This window comes from Mycolicibacter hiberniae (genome assembly GCF_010729485.1).
GTDB classification, from domain to species: Bacteria; Actinomycetota; Actinomycetes; order Mycobacteriales; family Mycobacteriaceae; genus Mycobacterium; species Mycobacterium hiberniae.
In genome coordinates, this window is record NZ_AP022609.1 from 1,419,996 (window position 1) to 1,435,233 (window position 15,238).

16 protein-coding genes and 1 pseudogene are annotated in these 15,238 nt (G+C 66.7%); 8 read left to right on the plus strand and 9 right to left on the minus strand.

Features of this window, described 5'->3' with window-relative positions:
- Positions 1-54: 54 nt before the first annotated feature.
- Positions 55-1,263 (minus strand): tyrosine-type recombinase/integrase, encoded by a 1,209-nt coding sequence (locus G6N14_RS06610; protein WP_085136876.1) that lies wholly within the window; start codon positions 1,261-1,263, stop codon positions 55-57.
- A 301-nt stretch (positions 1,264-1,564) separates the two neighbouring features.
- Between G6N14_RS06610 and G6N14_RS06615 the strand changes: the two genes are divergently transcribed.
- The 8 genes from G6N14_RS06615 to G6N14_RS06650 all read left to right on the plus strand — a co-directional run bounded on the left by G6N14_RS06615 (position 1,565) and on the right by G6N14_RS06650 (position 7,461).
- Positions 1,565-1,768 (plus strand): helix-turn-helix domain-containing protein, encoded by a 204-nt coding sequence (locus tag G6N14_RS06615; RefSeq protein WP_085136877.1) that lies wholly within the window; start codon positions 1,565-1,567, stop codon positions 1,766-1,768.
- A 1,578-nt stretch (positions 1,769-3,346) separates the two neighbouring features.
- Positions 3,347-3,955, plus strand: a complete 609-nt coding sequence (locus G6N14_RS06620) for a hypothetical protein (RefSeq protein ID WP_085136878.1) — start codon at positions 3,347-3,349, stop codon at positions 3,953-3,955.
- The gene (locus G6N14_RS06625) at positions 3,952-4,416 is read left to right on the plus strand and encodes a helix-turn-helix domain-containing protein (RefSeq protein ID WP_085136879.1); all 465 of its coding nucleotides are present in this window, start codon (positions 3,952-3,954) and stop codon (positions 4,414-4,416) included. The genes G6N14_RS06620 and G6N14_RS06625 overlap by 4 nt, the downstream gene beginning before the upstream one ends.
- A gap of 2 nt (positions 4,417-4,418) precedes the next feature.
- Positions 4,419-5,003, plus strand: a complete 585-nt coding sequence (locus G6N14_RS06630) for a hypothetical protein (RefSeq protein WP_085136880.1) — start codon at positions 4,419-4,421, stop codon at positions 5,001-5,003.
- Positions 5,000-5,380, plus strand: coding sequence for a capsid cement protein (locus tag G6N14_RS06635; RefSeq protein ID WP_085136881.1), 381 nt, complete (start codon positions 5,000-5,002; stop codon positions 5,378-5,380). Before G6N14_RS06630 ends, G6N14_RS06635 begins: the two co-directional genes overlap by 4 nt.
- Before the next feature lie 29 nt (positions 5,381-5,409).
- Positions 5,410-6,294 (plus strand): major capsid protein, encoded by an 885-nt coding sequence (locus G6N14_RS06640; RefSeq protein ID WP_085136882.1) that lies wholly within the window; start codon positions 5,410-5,412, stop codon positions 6,292-6,294.
- A 15-nt stretch (positions 6,295-6,309) separates the two neighbouring features.
- Positions 6,310-6,780: a phage protease gene (locus G6N14_RS06645; protein ID WP_085136883.1), complete on the plus strand. Its 471-nt coding sequence runs from the start codon at positions 6,310-6,312 to the stop codon at positions 6,778-6,780.
- 228 nt (positions 6,781-7,008) lie between these two features.
- On the plus strand, positions 7,009-7,461 hold the full coding sequence (locus G6N14_RS06650; protein ID WP_085136885.1) for a hypothetical protein: 453 nt from the start codon (positions 7,009-7,011) through the stop codon (positions 7,459-7,461).
- 245 nt (positions 7,462-7,706) lie between these two features.
- Here G6N14_RS06650 and G6N14_RS06655 read toward each other — a convergent pair whose 3' ends face one another.
- The 8 genes and pseudogenes from G6N14_RS06655 to G6N14_RS06690 all read right to left on the minus strand — a co-directional run bounded on the left by G6N14_RS06655 (position 7,707) and on the right by G6N14_RS06690 (position 15,164).
- Positions 7,707-8,735: a S1 family peptidase gene (locus G6N14_RS06655; protein WP_085136954.1), complete on the minus strand. Its 1,029-nt coding sequence runs from the start codon at positions 8,733-8,735 to the stop codon at positions 7,707-7,709.
- Positions 8,736-8,815: 80 nt separating this feature from the next.
- On the minus strand, positions 8,816-9,367 hold the full coding sequence (locus G6N14_RS06660) for a hypothetical protein (RefSeq protein ID WP_085136887.1): 552 nt from the start codon (positions 9,365-9,367) through the stop codon (positions 8,816-8,818).
- Positions 9,352-10,209: a hypothetical protein gene (locus G6N14_RS06665; RefSeq protein ID WP_085136889.1), complete on the minus strand. Its 858-nt coding sequence runs from the start codon at positions 10,207-10,209 to the stop codon at positions 9,352-9,354. Before G6N14_RS06665 ends, G6N14_RS06660 begins: the two co-directional genes overlap by 16 nt.
- Positions 10,210-10,662: 453 nt before the next feature.
- Positions 10,663-11,822: pseudogene (locus tag G6N14_RS06670) on the minus strand (IS3 family transposase).
- 104 nt (positions 11,823-11,926) lie between these two features.
- Entirely contained in the window at positions 11,927-12,484 is a 558-nt protein-coding gene (locus tag G6N14_RS06675; protein WP_234809003.1) for a hypothetical protein, read from the minus strand.
- A gap of 5 nt (positions 12,485-12,489) precedes the next feature.
- Entirely contained in the window at positions 12,490-12,999 is a 510-nt protein-coding gene (locus G6N14_RS06680; protein WP_234809004.1) for a hypothetical protein, read from the minus strand.
- 116 nt (positions 13,000-13,115) lie between these two features.
- On the minus strand, positions 13,116-14,792 hold the full coding sequence (locus G6N14_RS06685; RefSeq protein ID WP_085136893.1) for an alpha/beta hydrolase: 1,677 nt from the start codon (positions 14,790-14,792) through the stop codon (positions 13,116-13,118).
- 6 nt (positions 14,793-14,798) lie between these two features.
- Positions 14,799-15,164, minus strand: a complete 366-nt coding sequence (locus tag G6N14_RS06690; protein WP_085136895.1) for a type VII secretion target — start codon at positions 15,162-15,164, stop codon at positions 14,799-14,801.
- Between the last annotated feature and the right edge of the window lie 74 nt (positions 15,165-15,238).

Genomic DNA, 15,238 nt, shown 5'->3' on the forward strand with positions numbered 1-15,238 from the left:
AAGGTGCCTTTTTCGTTCGGTACCCCAACGCGTACCCCAACCCGCGGACGTTCGTCACTGTCCGCTCGCGTCCACTAACCCCAACCGCCCGGCCAACGCGTCAACCGCGGCCCGCGCAGTGTCATCCGACGTGTGGCCGTAGACGTCGCCGGTGATTGCGATCGACGAGTGCCCGAGCAGGTCGGCCACTGCCTTGATGTGCACCCCCGACTCCAACCACGCCACCGCCGCGGAATGCCGCAACGTGTGCACGCCGACACTATCGACCTTTGCCGCCCGCGACGCCACCTCGATCACGCGCAGTAGGTTCCGCGGGTCGACCGGTCCGCCGAGTTCGGTGGTGAACACCAGCCCGGAGTTCTGCCATTGGTTCGCCGACCGCAACCGCTCCGCCGTCTGGTTCGTTCGGTGTCGTCGCAGCATCGCCACTACAGCGGCGTTCAGCGGCACCGTGCGTCGCGACCGCACCGTCTTCGGCTCGGTGATGACCAACCGGCCACCAACCCGGCTGATCGTCGCCGACACCCGCAGCACACCGGCGTCGAGGTCGACCTGGTCCCACGCCAGCGCCAACGCCTCGCCCTTGCGCATCCCGGTCGACGCGATCAGCACCAGTGCCGGGTGATAACGCGACGTTTCTGCGGCCCGCAGGACCGCGGTCACGGCATCGGCGTCCAGGTGCCGCGCCTCGGTGCGCTCGACGCCCGGACGCCGAACCTGGGCCGCCGGATTGCGGGCGAGCAGCCCGTCGCGGACCGCACCGTCGAGCGCCGACCGGAGAACGGTGTAGGTGCTGCGGATCGTGGAGTCAGATAGTGCGCGCACCGGATCGCCTGGGCTGCCATCGGCGTCTTTCAGGCCGGGCTTGGTCTTGGCGCGCAACCGGAGGATTAGCGCTTCGACGTCCGACGGCCGCAACTTGTCGAGCGGGATGGTGCCGAACGGTGCGGGGTCGAGGTGCTGTCGGGACAGCGTCGTGTAAAGCGCACGGGTCGACTCCTTGCGGTCCGATACGGCGAGGGTGGTCGCGCGCCAGTGCGCTAGCCAGTCGCCGACGGTGGTGCTCGCATCCTTGACCGGTGCACCGGCTTCGAGGCGGTCGCGCGCCTTCTTCATCTCGGCGCGAACGGCCTTCGCGGTCGCACCGTAGAACGACACGCGCTTGGTTTCGCCGGTCTCGTCGTCGACGTAGGTGAGTCGCGCCTCCCACCGACCGTTAGCTCGCTGCCGGACCGTGCCCTCACCGTTTGCGCGCTTACCCATACCGATCGTGCTCCCTTCGACGTCTACATCGACCGCTCGACATCGGGGGTGCACCGACACCGAACCTGAACTGCGCGACACGGTCGAACACGGTGCCTAATCCCCGTATCGCCTGTTCAGAACCGCTTTCACAACCTGGCGAATGCGCCCGGTTGGCTACGAACAGTCCTCGCCTACCCGGAAATGTACCCGGTGATTGACACGCGACGGGCGGATTGCAGTCGGGAGGCGGCGCAATGATTCAACTACCACAACCACGGGCGGACGCCCGAAAACAGCTCAGCGCCAAGGAGAACGGCCAATGGACGACGCACAGACCGAACAGCTTCTGGTCCCCATCAACGCCACCCGCACCCGCCTCGGCGGCATCGGGCGAACCATGCTCTACGAACTCGTTGCCCGCGGCGAACTGACCAAAGTCAACATCGGAACGCGGGGGTTTATCACGGCGGAATCCATTGCGGCATACGTTGATCGGCTCAAGGCCGTCGCAAAGGCATCGTGACGGGCGGCGGCCGGAACCGGCGCGACGCCGATGCCGAGCCGGGTGCGTCATGAGCGGGCCGACATTTATCGCCGTAGTACCTGCGGAGGTTGACCGCTACGGCGCGGCCGCCGCGATCCTGTTGGCGCATATCCGATACCGCACCGTGAGCGACGGGCCGGGGCGCATCGAGCGCGGAGGCTGCCGGTGGTGGCGGGTGCCGCTTCGGGCGTTGGCCGCCGAGACTGGGCTATCGGTCAAGGCCGTCCGAACGGGATTAAAGGCGTTAGACGGGGTGGTCCTAGCAAAGCAATTCCCGCCGCTATCCGATCAATCGTTGGCCTACCGCATGGCGTCCGTCGACGACGCGCTGACCGGCCAGTTGCCCGCTGGGGCACGGCCTGACCTGCCAGTTGCCCCAGCGGGCAACCCAGTTGCCGCAGCGGGCACGGACCGTGCCCCAGCGGGCACGACCCCGTGCCCCAGCGGGCATCTGTACCTATCTTCGGAGACCTTTGGAGAAGGGGGAGAAGGCGGCCGCCGCGATACGTCGCCGCGCCCGGTCAACGGAGACCGTCCGGCAGCTAACAGCGAACCGGCAACAGCCGACCCAGATCAGTTCGGCGACGATTCCCCCGAGGATCAACCTGTCGCTGATGCGGCACCGGCTACCGCCGAGCCGCCGTCAACGCCCGACGAGATCGCGGCCGCCGCCAAACTGCCGCCGCCACCAATGAACGGGCCGCAGTCATTCACCGAACCCGAACCGTCGCGGTACTGCCCAAAGCATCCGGGCGGCACGAGCGGTTCGTGCCCGGACTGTAGGGACGCCCGGAGATGTCGCGAGGTCTGGGACCAACGGCGACGAGGGTTCAACGCCGCGTTGCGTGCGGCACGTGATGCGTGGATCGCCGCCTGCCGCGAATGCGAGGACAACGATGCCGACGGCCGCTGCGGCGGATGGGTGTTGGACCCGTGGGACGAGTTGCCCGACCCGATCCGATGCGGGCACCCGCGCCTTTTGCAGGCATACGCGGCAAGGCATCCCGACTTCACGATCCCATCGCGGGCGGCGTCATGAGGGACGACGGGCAGTTGCCGATGATCGACGTTTGCGCGATTTGCGGCGGCCTTGGGTTCATCACGCAGCCGGTGCCAACGGTCGAGCCGCCCACGCCGCATGGCGCGTGTTTCGATGCGGCCGCCCGCTGGTTGGATCGGGTGCCGTCGCCGCCGCCGTCCCCGGATGCCCGGTTGCGGAGGCGTTCGCGCCGAGGGTGGCGGGTGCCCCGTGGCGATGTCCCGGGCTTGCGGGTGGTGTCGTGACCCGGCGTAGTGCGGCGGAGCAGGCGGCCCGTGCGGCACGGGCGACGGCGATCCGGGCATGTCCCCGATGCGACCCGTGCGGGTGGCGACTCGGTCCCGACGGGGCACCGGTGGACCCGGCGACCCGATGCGACCACGGCACGCGCCCAACACCGCCACTAGCGGGCCGTGACGTCACCGAACCGATCCACGAACCGCCGGGGCGTGCGTCGTGAGGCCACACGCCGGTTGGCTGACCGCCCGAATCATCAAGGAACGCAGAGGAGAACAACCGTGAGCAACCACACCGGCGGCGAGGCACGGCCGAACCGTGACGACTACGCCGACGAGGCCGCGTACATCGAGGCGTTCGCGCAATGGTGGGAGGCGCGGGCCGGTTTGCCGCCCGGTGGACGTGACCCCGCGCTGGTGCGTCTTGACCTGATCGACGACCGCGACGCGGCCATGATCGCCGTAGCGGTGTTGCGGCGCGACGGTGCCGGTTTCAACGTGCCGGACGCGATCGAGGCGGCCACCGCCGGGTTCGGCCCGGAGGTGTTCGACGTGATGCCGCACGCCGTCGCCGTCGCGATCCGGGACCGGCTGCCCGCCAATCACCGGCCCGCGGTGATCGCCGCCGTCGACGAGGTGCTCCAACGGTTCGAGAACAGCCCCGGCGGCTGGGAGCACGCGCAGTTGTGTGTGCACCACCTCGCCGACGCCGTGCGCGCCGGGATCACCGCCTCCATTGCCGCCGGGCTGGCCGGTGCAGTCGACCACGACGGCCACTCCGTCGCCGACGACCAGATCGCGTCCGCGGCCGCCTTCGCCGCCGGGATCGTCTACGCCGACATCATCGCCCGCCTCCAAGACGATCTGATCGCGTTGGCGGCGCTGCCGTGACGATCACCGCGCAGCGTGGGGTGTTCATCACCGCCGACGACGCGACCTACATTGCCTCGGCCCTCGACTTGGTGGGCCGCCTGCTTGCCGAGCAACGCGACGAGCACGGCCACCCAACGCCGTCGCAGCCGTCGCCTCGGTTGGCCGCCACGACGGCGAAGCTGCACCGGACTGTCGCTTCGCTGGCGATACGCGATCCGGCCGGTGACCACGCACAAGGATCTGAACCGCCAGAGCAAATCGCCAGTGTGCGTGCACCGCAACGGGATTCCGTGGACGCTGGGCCGCATGTCATTGGGACCGGCGACGCCGCACGACGACTCGGCATCACGCCGAACGCCGTCCGCGACCTCGCCCGCCGAGGACGCCTCCCCGATGTCACCCGTACCGGCACCCGATGGCAATTCGACGCCCACGCCGTCACCGCCCTCGCCGAACAGCGGGCATCCCAGCGGCGGTAGCCGTGCCTAACCTCCGGACGATTCGCGGCGTCGAACTGGTGCGCGTCGGCACGTGGGAGATCAGTTCGGGCGAGTGGACCGTGTCCACCGACGATCTGCGGTCGGCCGTGGCCGCGCACGCCGCCGGTGTCCTGCCGCGGCCGCGGTTGAAGATCGGGCACACTGATCCCCGCTTCGACGGCGGCCCAGCCTTGGGCCGCGTCGACAACCTCCGACTCGCCGACGGCGGCAACACACTGGTCGGCGACTTCGTGGACGTGCCCGCCGCGGTCGCCACGCTGCTGCCGCACTCGTACCCGTCGCGGTCGGTGGAGGCGCTACTCGACTACACCGCGCCCGACGGCACCGTGTGGCCGCTGGTGATCCAGGCCGTGGCGCTACTAGGCAGCACCGCGCCGGGCATCGAAACGTTGGCGGACATCACCAACCTCTACGGCGTGGCCGCATCATCCGCCCGCCGCGTCGTGGTCGCCGCGGTACCACCGCGTGGTGGAAGGCCGGCTACCCATGTCCGTGCCATCGCCGTGGCGCGCGCCCGACGGACCCGCAACACCCGAACCGTCTCACCAGAGAGGACACCCACATGAGCACCACAATCACCAACCCGTACAGCTACGCACCGGGCGAGAACATCACCGGCGAGGCGACCGGTGCCGTCACCGCGCGCCGGTTCGTGAAGATCTCCGGCAACCGCACGGCTGCGGGCAATCTCGCCGTCACCGCGGCCGCGGCAGGTGACCGCGCCTTCGGCGTCGCCGCCAACGACGCCGCCGCAGGCCAGTTAGTGAGGGTCGCCCGCGGCGGGGTCGTGAAGGTCATCGCCGCCGGTGCCATCGCCGCGGGTGCCGAGGTCCAGGTGGGTGCCGGTGGCGCAGCGTCTACTGCGGCCGCCGGGTTGGTCGTCGGGTTCGCCGTGACCGGTGCCGCCGACGGTGCCGTTGCCGAGATTGCTTTCCCGGCCTAACACCCGACACGACCGAAAGGAACACGACCATGCCCAATGCGTTGATCCCCGAACTCAACGGCCGCCAACTGACCGTTGACGTCGCCCTCCGCCAGCCGACGATCCTCAAGGCGCGGATCGCCCAGCTCGCCGACGCGGACCTACTGCTGCCCAAATTCTTCCGCCAACTCGGCGCGCCCGTGCAGGGTGGCGGCCTGCTTTATTCGGTCATTGCCGCGTCCGACTACTACGCGTCCGACGTCGAGATGCGCACGCCCGGTGCGGAGTACCGCGTAGTCGAGGGAGTCGATCCGACGCCGCAGATCGCGGCGGTGGAGGATTGGGGTGGCCGGTTCCAGGTGACCGATGAGCAGATCACCCGCAACGCCGTCAACTACCTCGACCAACAGACGACGCAGCTCGCGAACACCATCGCCCGAAAGTTGGACACGCGCGCCGTGGCGGCGTTGCAGGCGGCCAACATCGGCACCTACGCACCCCCGAACGGGTGGGGTGATCTCACGTTCGTCGGACCTTTAACCGACCTCACCCCGTCGGCCGACCGACCCACGGCACACGCCGCAGAGGTGCAGGAAATGGCCGACCTCGAAGAACTTGGCGTGCACCACGACATCCTCGTCGTGCACCCTGAGCAGGCGAAACAGCTGCGCGTTGCTTATGCCGAGGGGTTGGACGACATGCTCGCCTCGGCCGGGTTTACGGAGGGCATGTTCGCGAACCCGCGCGTACCCGTCGGCGTGGCGTTCGTCGCCCAAAAGGGCATGGTCGGCACCGTCGGGTTTGAATCCGCGGGCCTGGTGGTCGAGGTGTACGACGACCGCTCGACTCGATCCAAGTGGGTGCAGGCCTACGCCGTGCCCGCTATCGCCGTGGACCGGCCGTACGCCGCCAAGAAGATCACCGCGCTCAGCTAGAAAGGAACCGGCACAATGGAATTCACACCGGAACAAATCGCTGCGCTACTCGGCGCGTTGGGGTTGCCCGCCGACACCGACGACGCCGACCTGGTGGTGGCAACCGCCGTGGACCTTGCCGCGCAGGCCGCGGGCATGGACACGGCCAAGCCCAGTACGGTTGCGGCCGCGGCGCGCCAGCACGGCATGGACCTGATCGACCACGACACCCACGAAGCCCTCAAGCGCGACGCGGCGGCCGGACGCCGGATCGCAGCATCGGCAGCACGCGCGAAGGTTGAGGCCGTCGTCGATGACGCAATTAGCACCGGCCGCATCATGGCCAGAAGCAAGAAGCATTGGGTCACGTTGTGCGAGAACGACGACACGATGGTCCAACATCTCGCGTCGATCGCGCCGGGCACCGCGGTCCCGCTCGATGAGGTGGGCCACTCCGCGGACACCACCGGCGAACTCGCCGAACCTGCGCCCTGGTTTTACGCGTAGGCCACTAGACCCCCTGGGATCACGCGCGGTTATGCGGGCCGCGTACCCAGGCCGCCGTGCCCGGTTGTCACATCCCCGGGCTCGGTGCGCGGCACTCCCGGCCGGTCTCCTTCGTACGTGCGGGCCGGGAGTGACCGAACTCGTCCAGAGACACGGGCGGGGGCATACGCGGGGGGAGACGTCCGTCCGCCCTAGAGTGGAGCCTTCGGCCATACGAAGGGACAATGTGTGACGACTCCACTCACTACCTGGATCTGCGATACCTGCGGCGACGACATAACGGACGCCGGAAAGGCGCTGGTCACCTGGCGATCCGAAGAGCGGCGCGGTTATGACTTTCGGATCGTGCACAAGAACCTCGACGATCGCCGATGCGACCCCGAAGCTGCCGAGGGGTTCGTGCTCCACACCGAGCTGAGCAGCTTCCTGGGTGCGGATGGGTTGGCGTACGCCTTATCTCTTTTGAGCCCAGGACCGATCCTTGGATATGACGACCTACGGGTGAAGGACTTCAATGGCTTCGTCGACCTAGTCCGCCGTACGCAGACTCCGTGGTATGAGGAAGCTCGCCGCAATTGGGGCACGGAGGAAACGCAACACTGGTTCTCGGACTCGAACGAAATTCACCCCTACACGCCAACGGTGTTGGAAGATATCGCCAAGCAGACCCGTGATGAATAGGCGCGACCAGAATATCTGACCAGCCCCCTGCGTGACTTCCGCCGCGGTAGTCGACGTTTTTGTTTGCGCGACCTTGAAAAAAACGGGCCTCAGGCCGCGGGCGACGAGTGCGCGCCGGATGCTAAGGGTCGGATATGGTTGCCGCACAATTGTTTTGGGCGAGTTGTCGGGTGATGACCCGCCGGTTGCCGGTGCGATCGACGGCGGATCGGGTGCGCGCCGGGTAGGCGATCGCCCCGAGACACCTACCGCAGTGGCGTGTCCATCTCGATGATGCCGCCGAAGCCGAGGTCGTCGAGTGCGCGGACCACCTCGCCGGACGGGATGCCGCGATAGAACGGTGCTGCGCCTGGTCCGGCGTTGGTCGACGTCGATTCTGCGGAGTCCTCGACGACGAGGCCGATCACGCGCCCATCCTGCGCCACGATCGGCCCGCCGCTATTGCCTGGCCGTGCAATCGCCGAATACAGGAACACCTTGTTGCGGTCGGGGATCGTCTCGGCGGCTGGGTTGACCACCTCGCCGCGCTGCACCGTGATCGCCATGTCGGCCGTCATCGGCACCCGCGGATAGCCGAACACGTAAACTTCGTCGGCCCAGTCGGGGTCGCGGAACGCCATGCCGGGAACGCGCGGAATGTACTTGCCCTCGGGCAGGTCGAACTTGATCACGGCGACGTCGAGCGTGGGGTGCGCAACAGCGATGCCCGAGCAGTCCACCCGTTCCGCCGCCGTCTGCGTGCGTGACGGGTAGATGGACAGACCCGTGCTGGTGCCCGCGAGTCCGGTCACGACGTGCTTGTTGGTGATGACGTGGTGGTGATCGATGACGAGGCCGGTGCCCCAGCTGTCGACCGGGTTGCCGTCGTCGTCGTGCCCGGCAAGTTGGATGGTGACCGCGTTGTAAGTCGGGATGATCAGCTCGGCTCCGAATATCTCGGCGAGCCACAGGTTGCCACCCAATTGTCCCTTCGATGCGCCACCCTGCGCGATGTACTGCTGGCCCATGATCGGCAGTTGGGGGTTCCATCCGAGGGGCAGCAGCAGCCCGGCACGTTCCATCGCGCTGACGATGCGGTGGAGGGTGATCGCCTCGCCCGCACCGGGCAGGCCGAGGGTGTTTAGGTACTTCGAGAAGTCGGCGACCGACCACGGTTCAAACGGCACCGTCTTCGGTGCACTGCCGTCCGGGTTGGCCGGTGGCGGATCAGGCTTACCAATCGCCGCCGCGATCTCCGGGTCGTGAATGAGCCCGAAGAATTGGTGGGCGCACATCGCGACGTTGACGCGCCACGCAGGCGTCCCCGGCTTGAGGTCGGCGGGCGTGATCTGGCGCGGCGAGGTTCCTTCGGTGTTCACGATTGCCCCTCGGTCAGCATCAGCGTGAAGAACGGCTTTGAGGTACGGGTCCGGCCGCCGCTTGTCACCGTGGCGACCACGCGCTGCGGTCGGCGACCGCCGACCACTTCACCCGCCGCCACCAGGAAGCGGACGCGGTCGAGCTTTGTGAAGAGGGTCGTCTCGCCGCCAGGCGGAACGGTGCACGGAAGGTGTGGGCATCCGGGGTCGGCGGGCGGTTGGAACTCCGCGCCCGAGGGTTCGGAGCGGAACGACCAGCGAGTTATAACAAGGTCGGCGCGCCCCTTGTTCACAACGGTGACGCCTAAGACTCGGTCGCGGGGATCGGAATCGAGTTGCGTTTCGAGCTGTCCCAGGTTTGGCCTGACATCGGTCGTGGCCTCAAACGGCACCGTGGAGCCGCCGTAGTCGGTCCCGACGATCGGTCGCAGTTTCGGTCGCGCACCGGATAGCAGGTACTGCGCGACGTTCCACCCCAGCGACGCGGCTGCGAGTACGGTGCCGATGATGCCCAGGACTAACGCCGCGACCGTCACGGCGCGGTCCATTTGTCGAACCGGTCCAGGATGGACGCGACAAGCGCAATCGCACCGGGTAGTTCACGGGCGCTGATCTCAGTCTCATCGTTCGCGCGGAAGCCGAACAATAACTCGGGCGGATCGGGCCTTTCGAAGTGAAGCCCGTATTCCCACCGATACATGTCGTTGGGATGCGGCGCGTAATCGGGCTTTACCAACGTCTGCGACACAGCCACCTTGTGCCCGAGAGCGGGCAGCAACGGGCCGGGCAGGTAGAGCCGGATCTCGAGGCGGTCGTGCTCGCCCAGCTCCGGGCCGATCGCGCTCTGCGACCACGCGCCGGTGGCAAACAGCGCGAGGTTGCGGTGCTTGTCGGTGCCGCCCAACTTCGCCAACCGGGATAGGAGCGGTTCGACCGGCGGCAGTGGTGATGGCGGGTCTTTTGGCGGCGGCGCGAACTGCTGCACCGCTCGTAGTTCGGCCACCGCGGCGGGCCATGCGTTGCTCACTCTTCCCTTGACCGTGGCCTCCCACTTGGCTGGGTCGGTCACGATCGGAAATTGCACTGTGTGCGCCTTTTCGCCGTCGGGCGTGCCACCGCCTGCCGTGTAGATCTGGAACGCGGTGTAGTCGAGCGCGGTGCGCAGCGCGTGCAGGACCTCGCCCGCGCGCATCTGCAGATTGATCGACGGCGCGGCGTTCACCTTGGCGTAGCCGGTGTAGCAGATGAACTCGTGAGACGGCCGCACTTGCGCTTCCACTCCGCCGCTGCTCTGCCATGCGACCAGTGCCTCGCTGAGCTGGGCGTGCAGTTCTATCGCGCGGTCGAGCTTCGCGCGGGCATCGGTGAGGTCGAGTCGGCCGGTGGCCATGACCATCGACGCTACTTGCGGCCGGGCCGGGTGCCGCGCTGCGACATGCCGTGCACGTCAGCGAGGAATGAACGAACATCGCGGCCCGTACCCCAACGCGTACCCCAACCGGCCGAGTTTCGGGCCGATACGTGGGTGTTCGCCGGTGTCGTCGAATCGCGTTGACCTGCGCAGACCGTACTCGAGTGGACGTCAGCAAACGCCGTTCGGCTACCTGGGGGTCAAGTGGTCGCAGGTTCAAATCCTGTCAGCCCGACAGAGTTTTAGCAGGTGAGAGGCAGCTTTGAGTTTTTCCAAAGCTGCCTCTTTTGTGCAGAAACAGGCCTGGATAGCAACGCGGATAGCAACGCGGTCTCAGAGGTTCGGTAATCCGAGCTGATCGGCCAGGCGGGTCTGCTGCACGATCAGGTGACAGTTTGACCTGCCCCACCTGTTGGGTTCCAGTGCCGGTGGCTAACTGACGGCGGTGAGGGTGTCGTTGGTGAAGGATAGTTCGTACTCGATCGGGGTGCGGTAGTTCAGCGCCGAGTGGCGGCGTTGGCGGTTGTGGAATATCTCGATGTAGTCGAAGATCGCGTTGGCCAACTCGACGCGGGTTTTCCATTTCTGGCGGTCGAGTAGCTCGATCTGCATGGACGACCAAAAGCTATCCATCATGGCGTTGTCCAGGCGGTCGCCAACTGAACCGAAGGACGGAACCAGTCCAGCGGAGCGGATCTTCTCGCCAAAAACCCATGAGGTGAACTGAGTTCCGTGGTCAGCGTGGACGACTCCGCCGGCTTTGGGCCTTCGGTTGCGGATGGCCATATCCAACGCATTGACCACCAACGCGGCGTCGGCCTTCGAGTCCATCGACCAGCCCACGATCCGGCGGCTGAACGAATCGAGCACAGCACAGCAGTACAGCCATCCTTCCGCGTGCGGTGTTGGGTGATATCAGTGACCCACAGTTCATTTGGTGCAAGTCGGTGGAACTTGCGGTTGACCAGATCGTCGGCGGTGGCCACGCCACGGAGTCGCTTGACCCGTACCGGTCCGGGCAGGCCGTAGATGCCGGCCAGGGTCATCAGGACCGACACGGTGCGCGAGCAGACGGTGATTCCCATACCGAGGGTGAGTTCAGCGTGGACGCGGCGATAGCCGTAGGTACCGCGTGAGGCGACGTGGATCTCCCGGATCAGTCCGGTCAACCATTGCCGGCGCAGCTGGGTGGCGGTGGTCGGCCTTCGCTTGTGCTTGTAGTAGTTCTGGCGTGTCACGCCAAGAATGACGCAGCAGCGGTCTACGGGCGCTCCGGCGCCGACCAGTTGGTCGATCACCGGATAGATCCTTTTGGGCGGGGTTTGTCCTCCCCTAGGAACGTGGCAGCCTGGCGCACGATGGCCAGCTCGGTTTCCAGTTCCCGAATCCTTCGCCGCGCGGCGCGCAGCTCGGTTGATTCGCTGGTCGGGACACCGGGACGCATCCCGCGGTCGATGTCGTCCTGTTTGATCCACTTCGACAACGTCACCGGATGGATGCCGAGATCGTCGGCGGTCTGCTTCTGCGGCTTGCCAGCGCGTACGAGCGCGATCGCGCGGGGTTCGGAACTCAGCCGGGTAGGGGCGGGGCATGACGGTCAGCCTTTCGTACAGGCCGTCACTTAGTCACCAAATCTGGAACCCGAACGGTGGGTCAGGTCAAGATGTCACCTATTCGTGCGGCAGACCCATTCGTTTCACTTGCCCGGTGTGGTCTGCTTGATGACGCTCGGCGCAGGGATGTCGTTGCGCACCAGATCGCCTGGGAGACATGGCGAGGAAACGATCAGGGTTGGCGGATAGCCGGGTCTGCCCGGCCCCTTGATCTGTAGCCGGTAAGAGTCGGGTGGGTAGCCAAACCGATTCGGCTTCCGGAAGTCGTCGCGTTCCACCACGGTCAGACCCCAACTGCGCCACGTCTCTCCGACTGCGGTCACAAGGTCATCTGGGTTGGTCCCCGCCGGACCGTTGACGTGTGTCCAGTATTCGTACTCGGTCGGTGGCTTGCCGGGGCCGGTGAAGTTGTCGTCGCAAGCCAGATTGCCACCACCGCGGAAGTCGGTGCTGTCGAGGACCGTGCCGGACGGTAGCCCATCGACGGTTCTCTGCAGGTAGCGCAGAACGGTGTCTTGCGCTTCCTGTTGGGAGCTCGGAACCTTCGGCGGCGGCGGCACCGCGTGGGCGCACCCCACCGGTACGACGAGGGTCAGCGTGGCGGCGGCAATCGTCGCCGAGGCGGATGTCTTTGCAGCCATCCAGATCATTCTCCCCGCAGCACCTTTGGGAACGGTGTGCGTTCTTTGGGTACATCTCCAGGGAAGCAGGGTGACACGCCGCTGAGAACCGGTGCCTGATCCGGTCGAGCGCTCGCCATGATCTGGAGGCGGTAGCCGTCGGGCGCGTAGCCGAAGCGGTTGGGCTTATAAAAGCCGTCCCGTTCGATGACGTGCCAACCCCAGCTCTTCCAGATCTCACCGGTTTGCACGACGAGGCTCGCGGTGTCGACACCTGAAGGTGGGGTGAGGTCGCCGACTGTGTCGAGGTTCTTGGGTGCCGTGGGGCTGCTGTCGTTGTCGTCGCACCCGGCTGTGCTGGTCGCGCCTCCGAAACGGGTGGCGTCTAGCGTGGTTCCGGCTGGCAGTGCTGCCAGGGTTTTCGTCAGGTAGCCCAGGATGGTGTCCTGGGCCTGCTGCTGACTGGTGGGGATGACGGGGTTCTGTTTCCAGCCAGGCGGCGGTGGTGGGTCGGTGATGTCTGGTCCGCCGATCATGGTTGCTCCTTGCGGGATGGGTGGCCCGAGCGGGTTGTGGTGACCGCACCCCGCTGCTACGGCGATCAGCCAGAGCGCTGTTGCGGGGGAGAGTGCCCACGAGATGGGTCGGTTCATCACGGCACCACCACATACGGCGGTTGGACACCGGCGATGACGGCGCCGAAGTCAAGCAGGGCTCGATTGCCCTGATCCCAATAGCTGCTGTGGGCGGCGATGCTGGTGCCGGGAATGCCGAAGATGCCCGGTGGTCCGGGATCAGCAGCGAGGCGAATGGCCCCGAAGTCCACCGTTGTGGGGTCGGGTCCCAATGTGAATCCGGTAGCCATGGTGATGATGTCGTTGTCCGCCCTGGAGGCGAAGACCTGGGCGGCGGGGTTCAGGTCGAGTCCGCTCGCACAGTCGGCGAACATGCCGGGGCTGCCCACGGCGATGACGTTGTCGGCGGCAAGGTGATGCCCGTCGGTGGACGCGGCGCCGACCAAGGTCGAGCCGTAGCTGTGCCCGATCACGGTGTCCAGTGACGGTGCCCCGAGATGGGACGCGCGCATCCCGGCTTCGAAGCTATCCAGTCCCGCTGCGCCATTGTGGGCGTAGCTGGTGTGCGCCGCCTGAAGTACGTCCATGGGACGGTCATACGCCATCCACGTCGTCACCGCCACATCGCCGGCAAGCAGATTGGGGTCAGCAGTGTGCGCGGCTCGGAACATGCGCAGTGATTTATCGGCGGCGCCGCTCATGGTGGTGAGATCCTGGCCGGTGCCGGGGACGAGGACGGCGTTGCGCCTGGCCGTGTCGGGATTACCGATGGAGACCGCGGCGCGTCCGTGGTCGTCAAGGTAGCCAAGGTAGCGCGACGGGCCGTCGGGGTCGGCGTGCATGGCTTGCTGCACACCTTGATACTCCGCCAGAGAGTGCTTGGCCGCCTGCAGTTTCGGCCCAAGTTCTGCCATTTCGCTGCCGGTTGCTGTGCTGTGGTCGCCCATGTACACCTGGCGGGCAAGTTGGCCAAAGCGTGCTTGCATCGTATCGGCGTTGGACTGGGCGTTGGCCATCAGCTCGGGCAGATGCCGGTCCATGTTGTAGTGGGTCTTGTCTTCGAACGGCATCCCCGGGTGGTTGCCGATGAAGTGGTCGCGGTCGTAGACGGCGTCTTTCTCTGCTTGCGTCAATCGGTTCCACCACTGCGCGAACTGCTTCGGGTCCTGCGGCGGTGGTCTCGGTGTGTGGTTATCGACGGCACCGGCGCCGCCGTCGGTGCCCTCGTCCGGGAGCGTGAACCCCTGTAGGCCTGCGGTGGTGGTGGTGAGGTTGCGGGCGATTGCGTCTTCGTTGTTGGCCAGGGTGTGGACTCGGCAGGTGATGAAGTCGGCGTGGCGTTGGGCTTCGTTTTCACGCTCGGCCTGTTCGGCGGCGGAGGTGTAGTAGGTCCAGGTGTCGGTGACGGAGAAGAATTCGCCGACATGGAAGTCTTCGCGCTCGGCGGCGTTGACGGCGTCGAGCACGGATTGCTTGTTCCCGTCTTGGGTGTCGGCGCCGCGGCTGGCGATACCTGCGGCCTTCACCAGTAGGTCGGCGGCGCCGCGGACCTTCACCACGTCGGCGGCGGCGCGCTGCTGGAACGCTTCGGCGCCGGCGCCGGTCCACTGCGTGCCGCCCGGGCTGGCCGAGGCGTCGCGGATTTCGGTGAACGCGGCTTCCCATGTGTGGGCGAGGCTGCTCCAGGCGGTGGCGTTGGCCCGCAGGAAATCCCAGCGCGCGCCCTCGACCTGCGACAGCGTCGGAAAAGCCATCGCGGTCTACCTCGGTGTCCCGAGTCCGCCGGCCGCGCCGCCGTCGACACCGGTGCCGCGCGGGACCAGCGGGGTGAACCTCCCGCCGCCCTGGGGAACTGCGGCCAGGGCAGCGGCGCCGTTGTTGTCCATTGTTTCGTACTCATGTGCGGCGGTGGCGAGTTTTGCCGAGCTGGCCGTCATCCGGCTACGCAGGGCCGTCGCCGCCATGCTGGTGGCGACATTTGTGGTCCTCGCCGCCGCGCCGCTGGACTGCCATGCGGATCCGCTAGCTGCGGGAAGTGCCGGCGCGACCTGACCCGACAGTGCCGCGCAGCGCTGCGCCAGCGTGCGCAGGCTGACCGGGGTAACCCGCAGGGCGGGGGAGGTCATGGGTGAACTGTATAAGTGAATTGCTGCTTGCGGAACTGGCCTGGCAGGTGATCGGGCGATGGGCGGGCGGAAAT

Excerpts from the sequence above, each read along its gene's own strand:
- G6N14_RS06610 (WP_085136876.1), bottom strand. The coding sequence starts at position 1,263 with ATGGGTAAGCGCGCAAACGGTGAGGGCACGGTCCGGCAGCGAGCTAAC.
- G6N14_RS06690 (WP_085136895.1), bottom strand. The coding sequence starts at position 15,164 with ATGACCTCCCCCGCCCTGCGGGTTACCCCGGTCAGCCTGCGCACGCTG.
- G6N14_RS06635 (WP_085136881.1), top strand. The coding sequence starts at position 5,000 with ATGAGCACCACAATCACCAACCCGTACAGCTACGCACCGGGCGAGAAC.
- G6N14_RS06680 (WP_234809004.1), bottom strand. The coding sequence starts at position 12,999 with ATGATCGGCGGACCAGACATCACCGACCCACCACCGCCGCCTGGCTGG.
- G6N14_RS06645 (WP_085136883.1), top strand. The coding sequence starts at position 6,310 with ATGGAATTCACACCGGAACAAATCGCTGCGCTACTCGGCGCGTTGGGG.
- G6N14_RS06685 (WP_085136893.1), bottom strand. The coding sequence starts at position 14,792 with ATGGCTTTTCCGACGCTGTCGCAGGTCGAGGGCGCGCGCTGGGATTTC.
- G6N14_RS06615 (WP_085136877.1), top strand. The coding sequence starts at position 1,565 with ATGGACGACGCACAGACCGAACAGCTTCTGGTCCCCATCAACGCCACC.
- G6N14_RS06665 (WP_085136889.1), bottom strand. The coding sequence starts at position 10,209 with ATGGCCACCGGCCGACTCGACCTCACCGATGCCCGCGCGAAGCTCGAC.
- G6N14_RS06655 (WP_085136954.1), bottom strand. The coding sequence starts at position 8,735 with ATGTGCGCCCACCAATTCTTCGGGCTCATTCACGACCCGGAGATCGCG.
- G6N14_RS06640 (WP_085136882.1), top strand. The coding sequence starts at position 5,410 with ATGCCCAATGCGTTGATCCCCGAACTCAACGGCCGCCAACTGACCGTT.
- G6N14_RS06675 (WP_234809003.1), bottom strand. The coding sequence starts at position 12,484 with ATGGCTGCAAAGACATCCGCCTCGGCGACGATTGCCGCCGCCACGCTG.
- G6N14_RS06660 (WP_085136887.1), bottom strand. The coding sequence starts at position 9,367 with ATGGACCGCGCCGTGACGGTCGCGGCGTTAGTCCTGGGCATCATCGGC.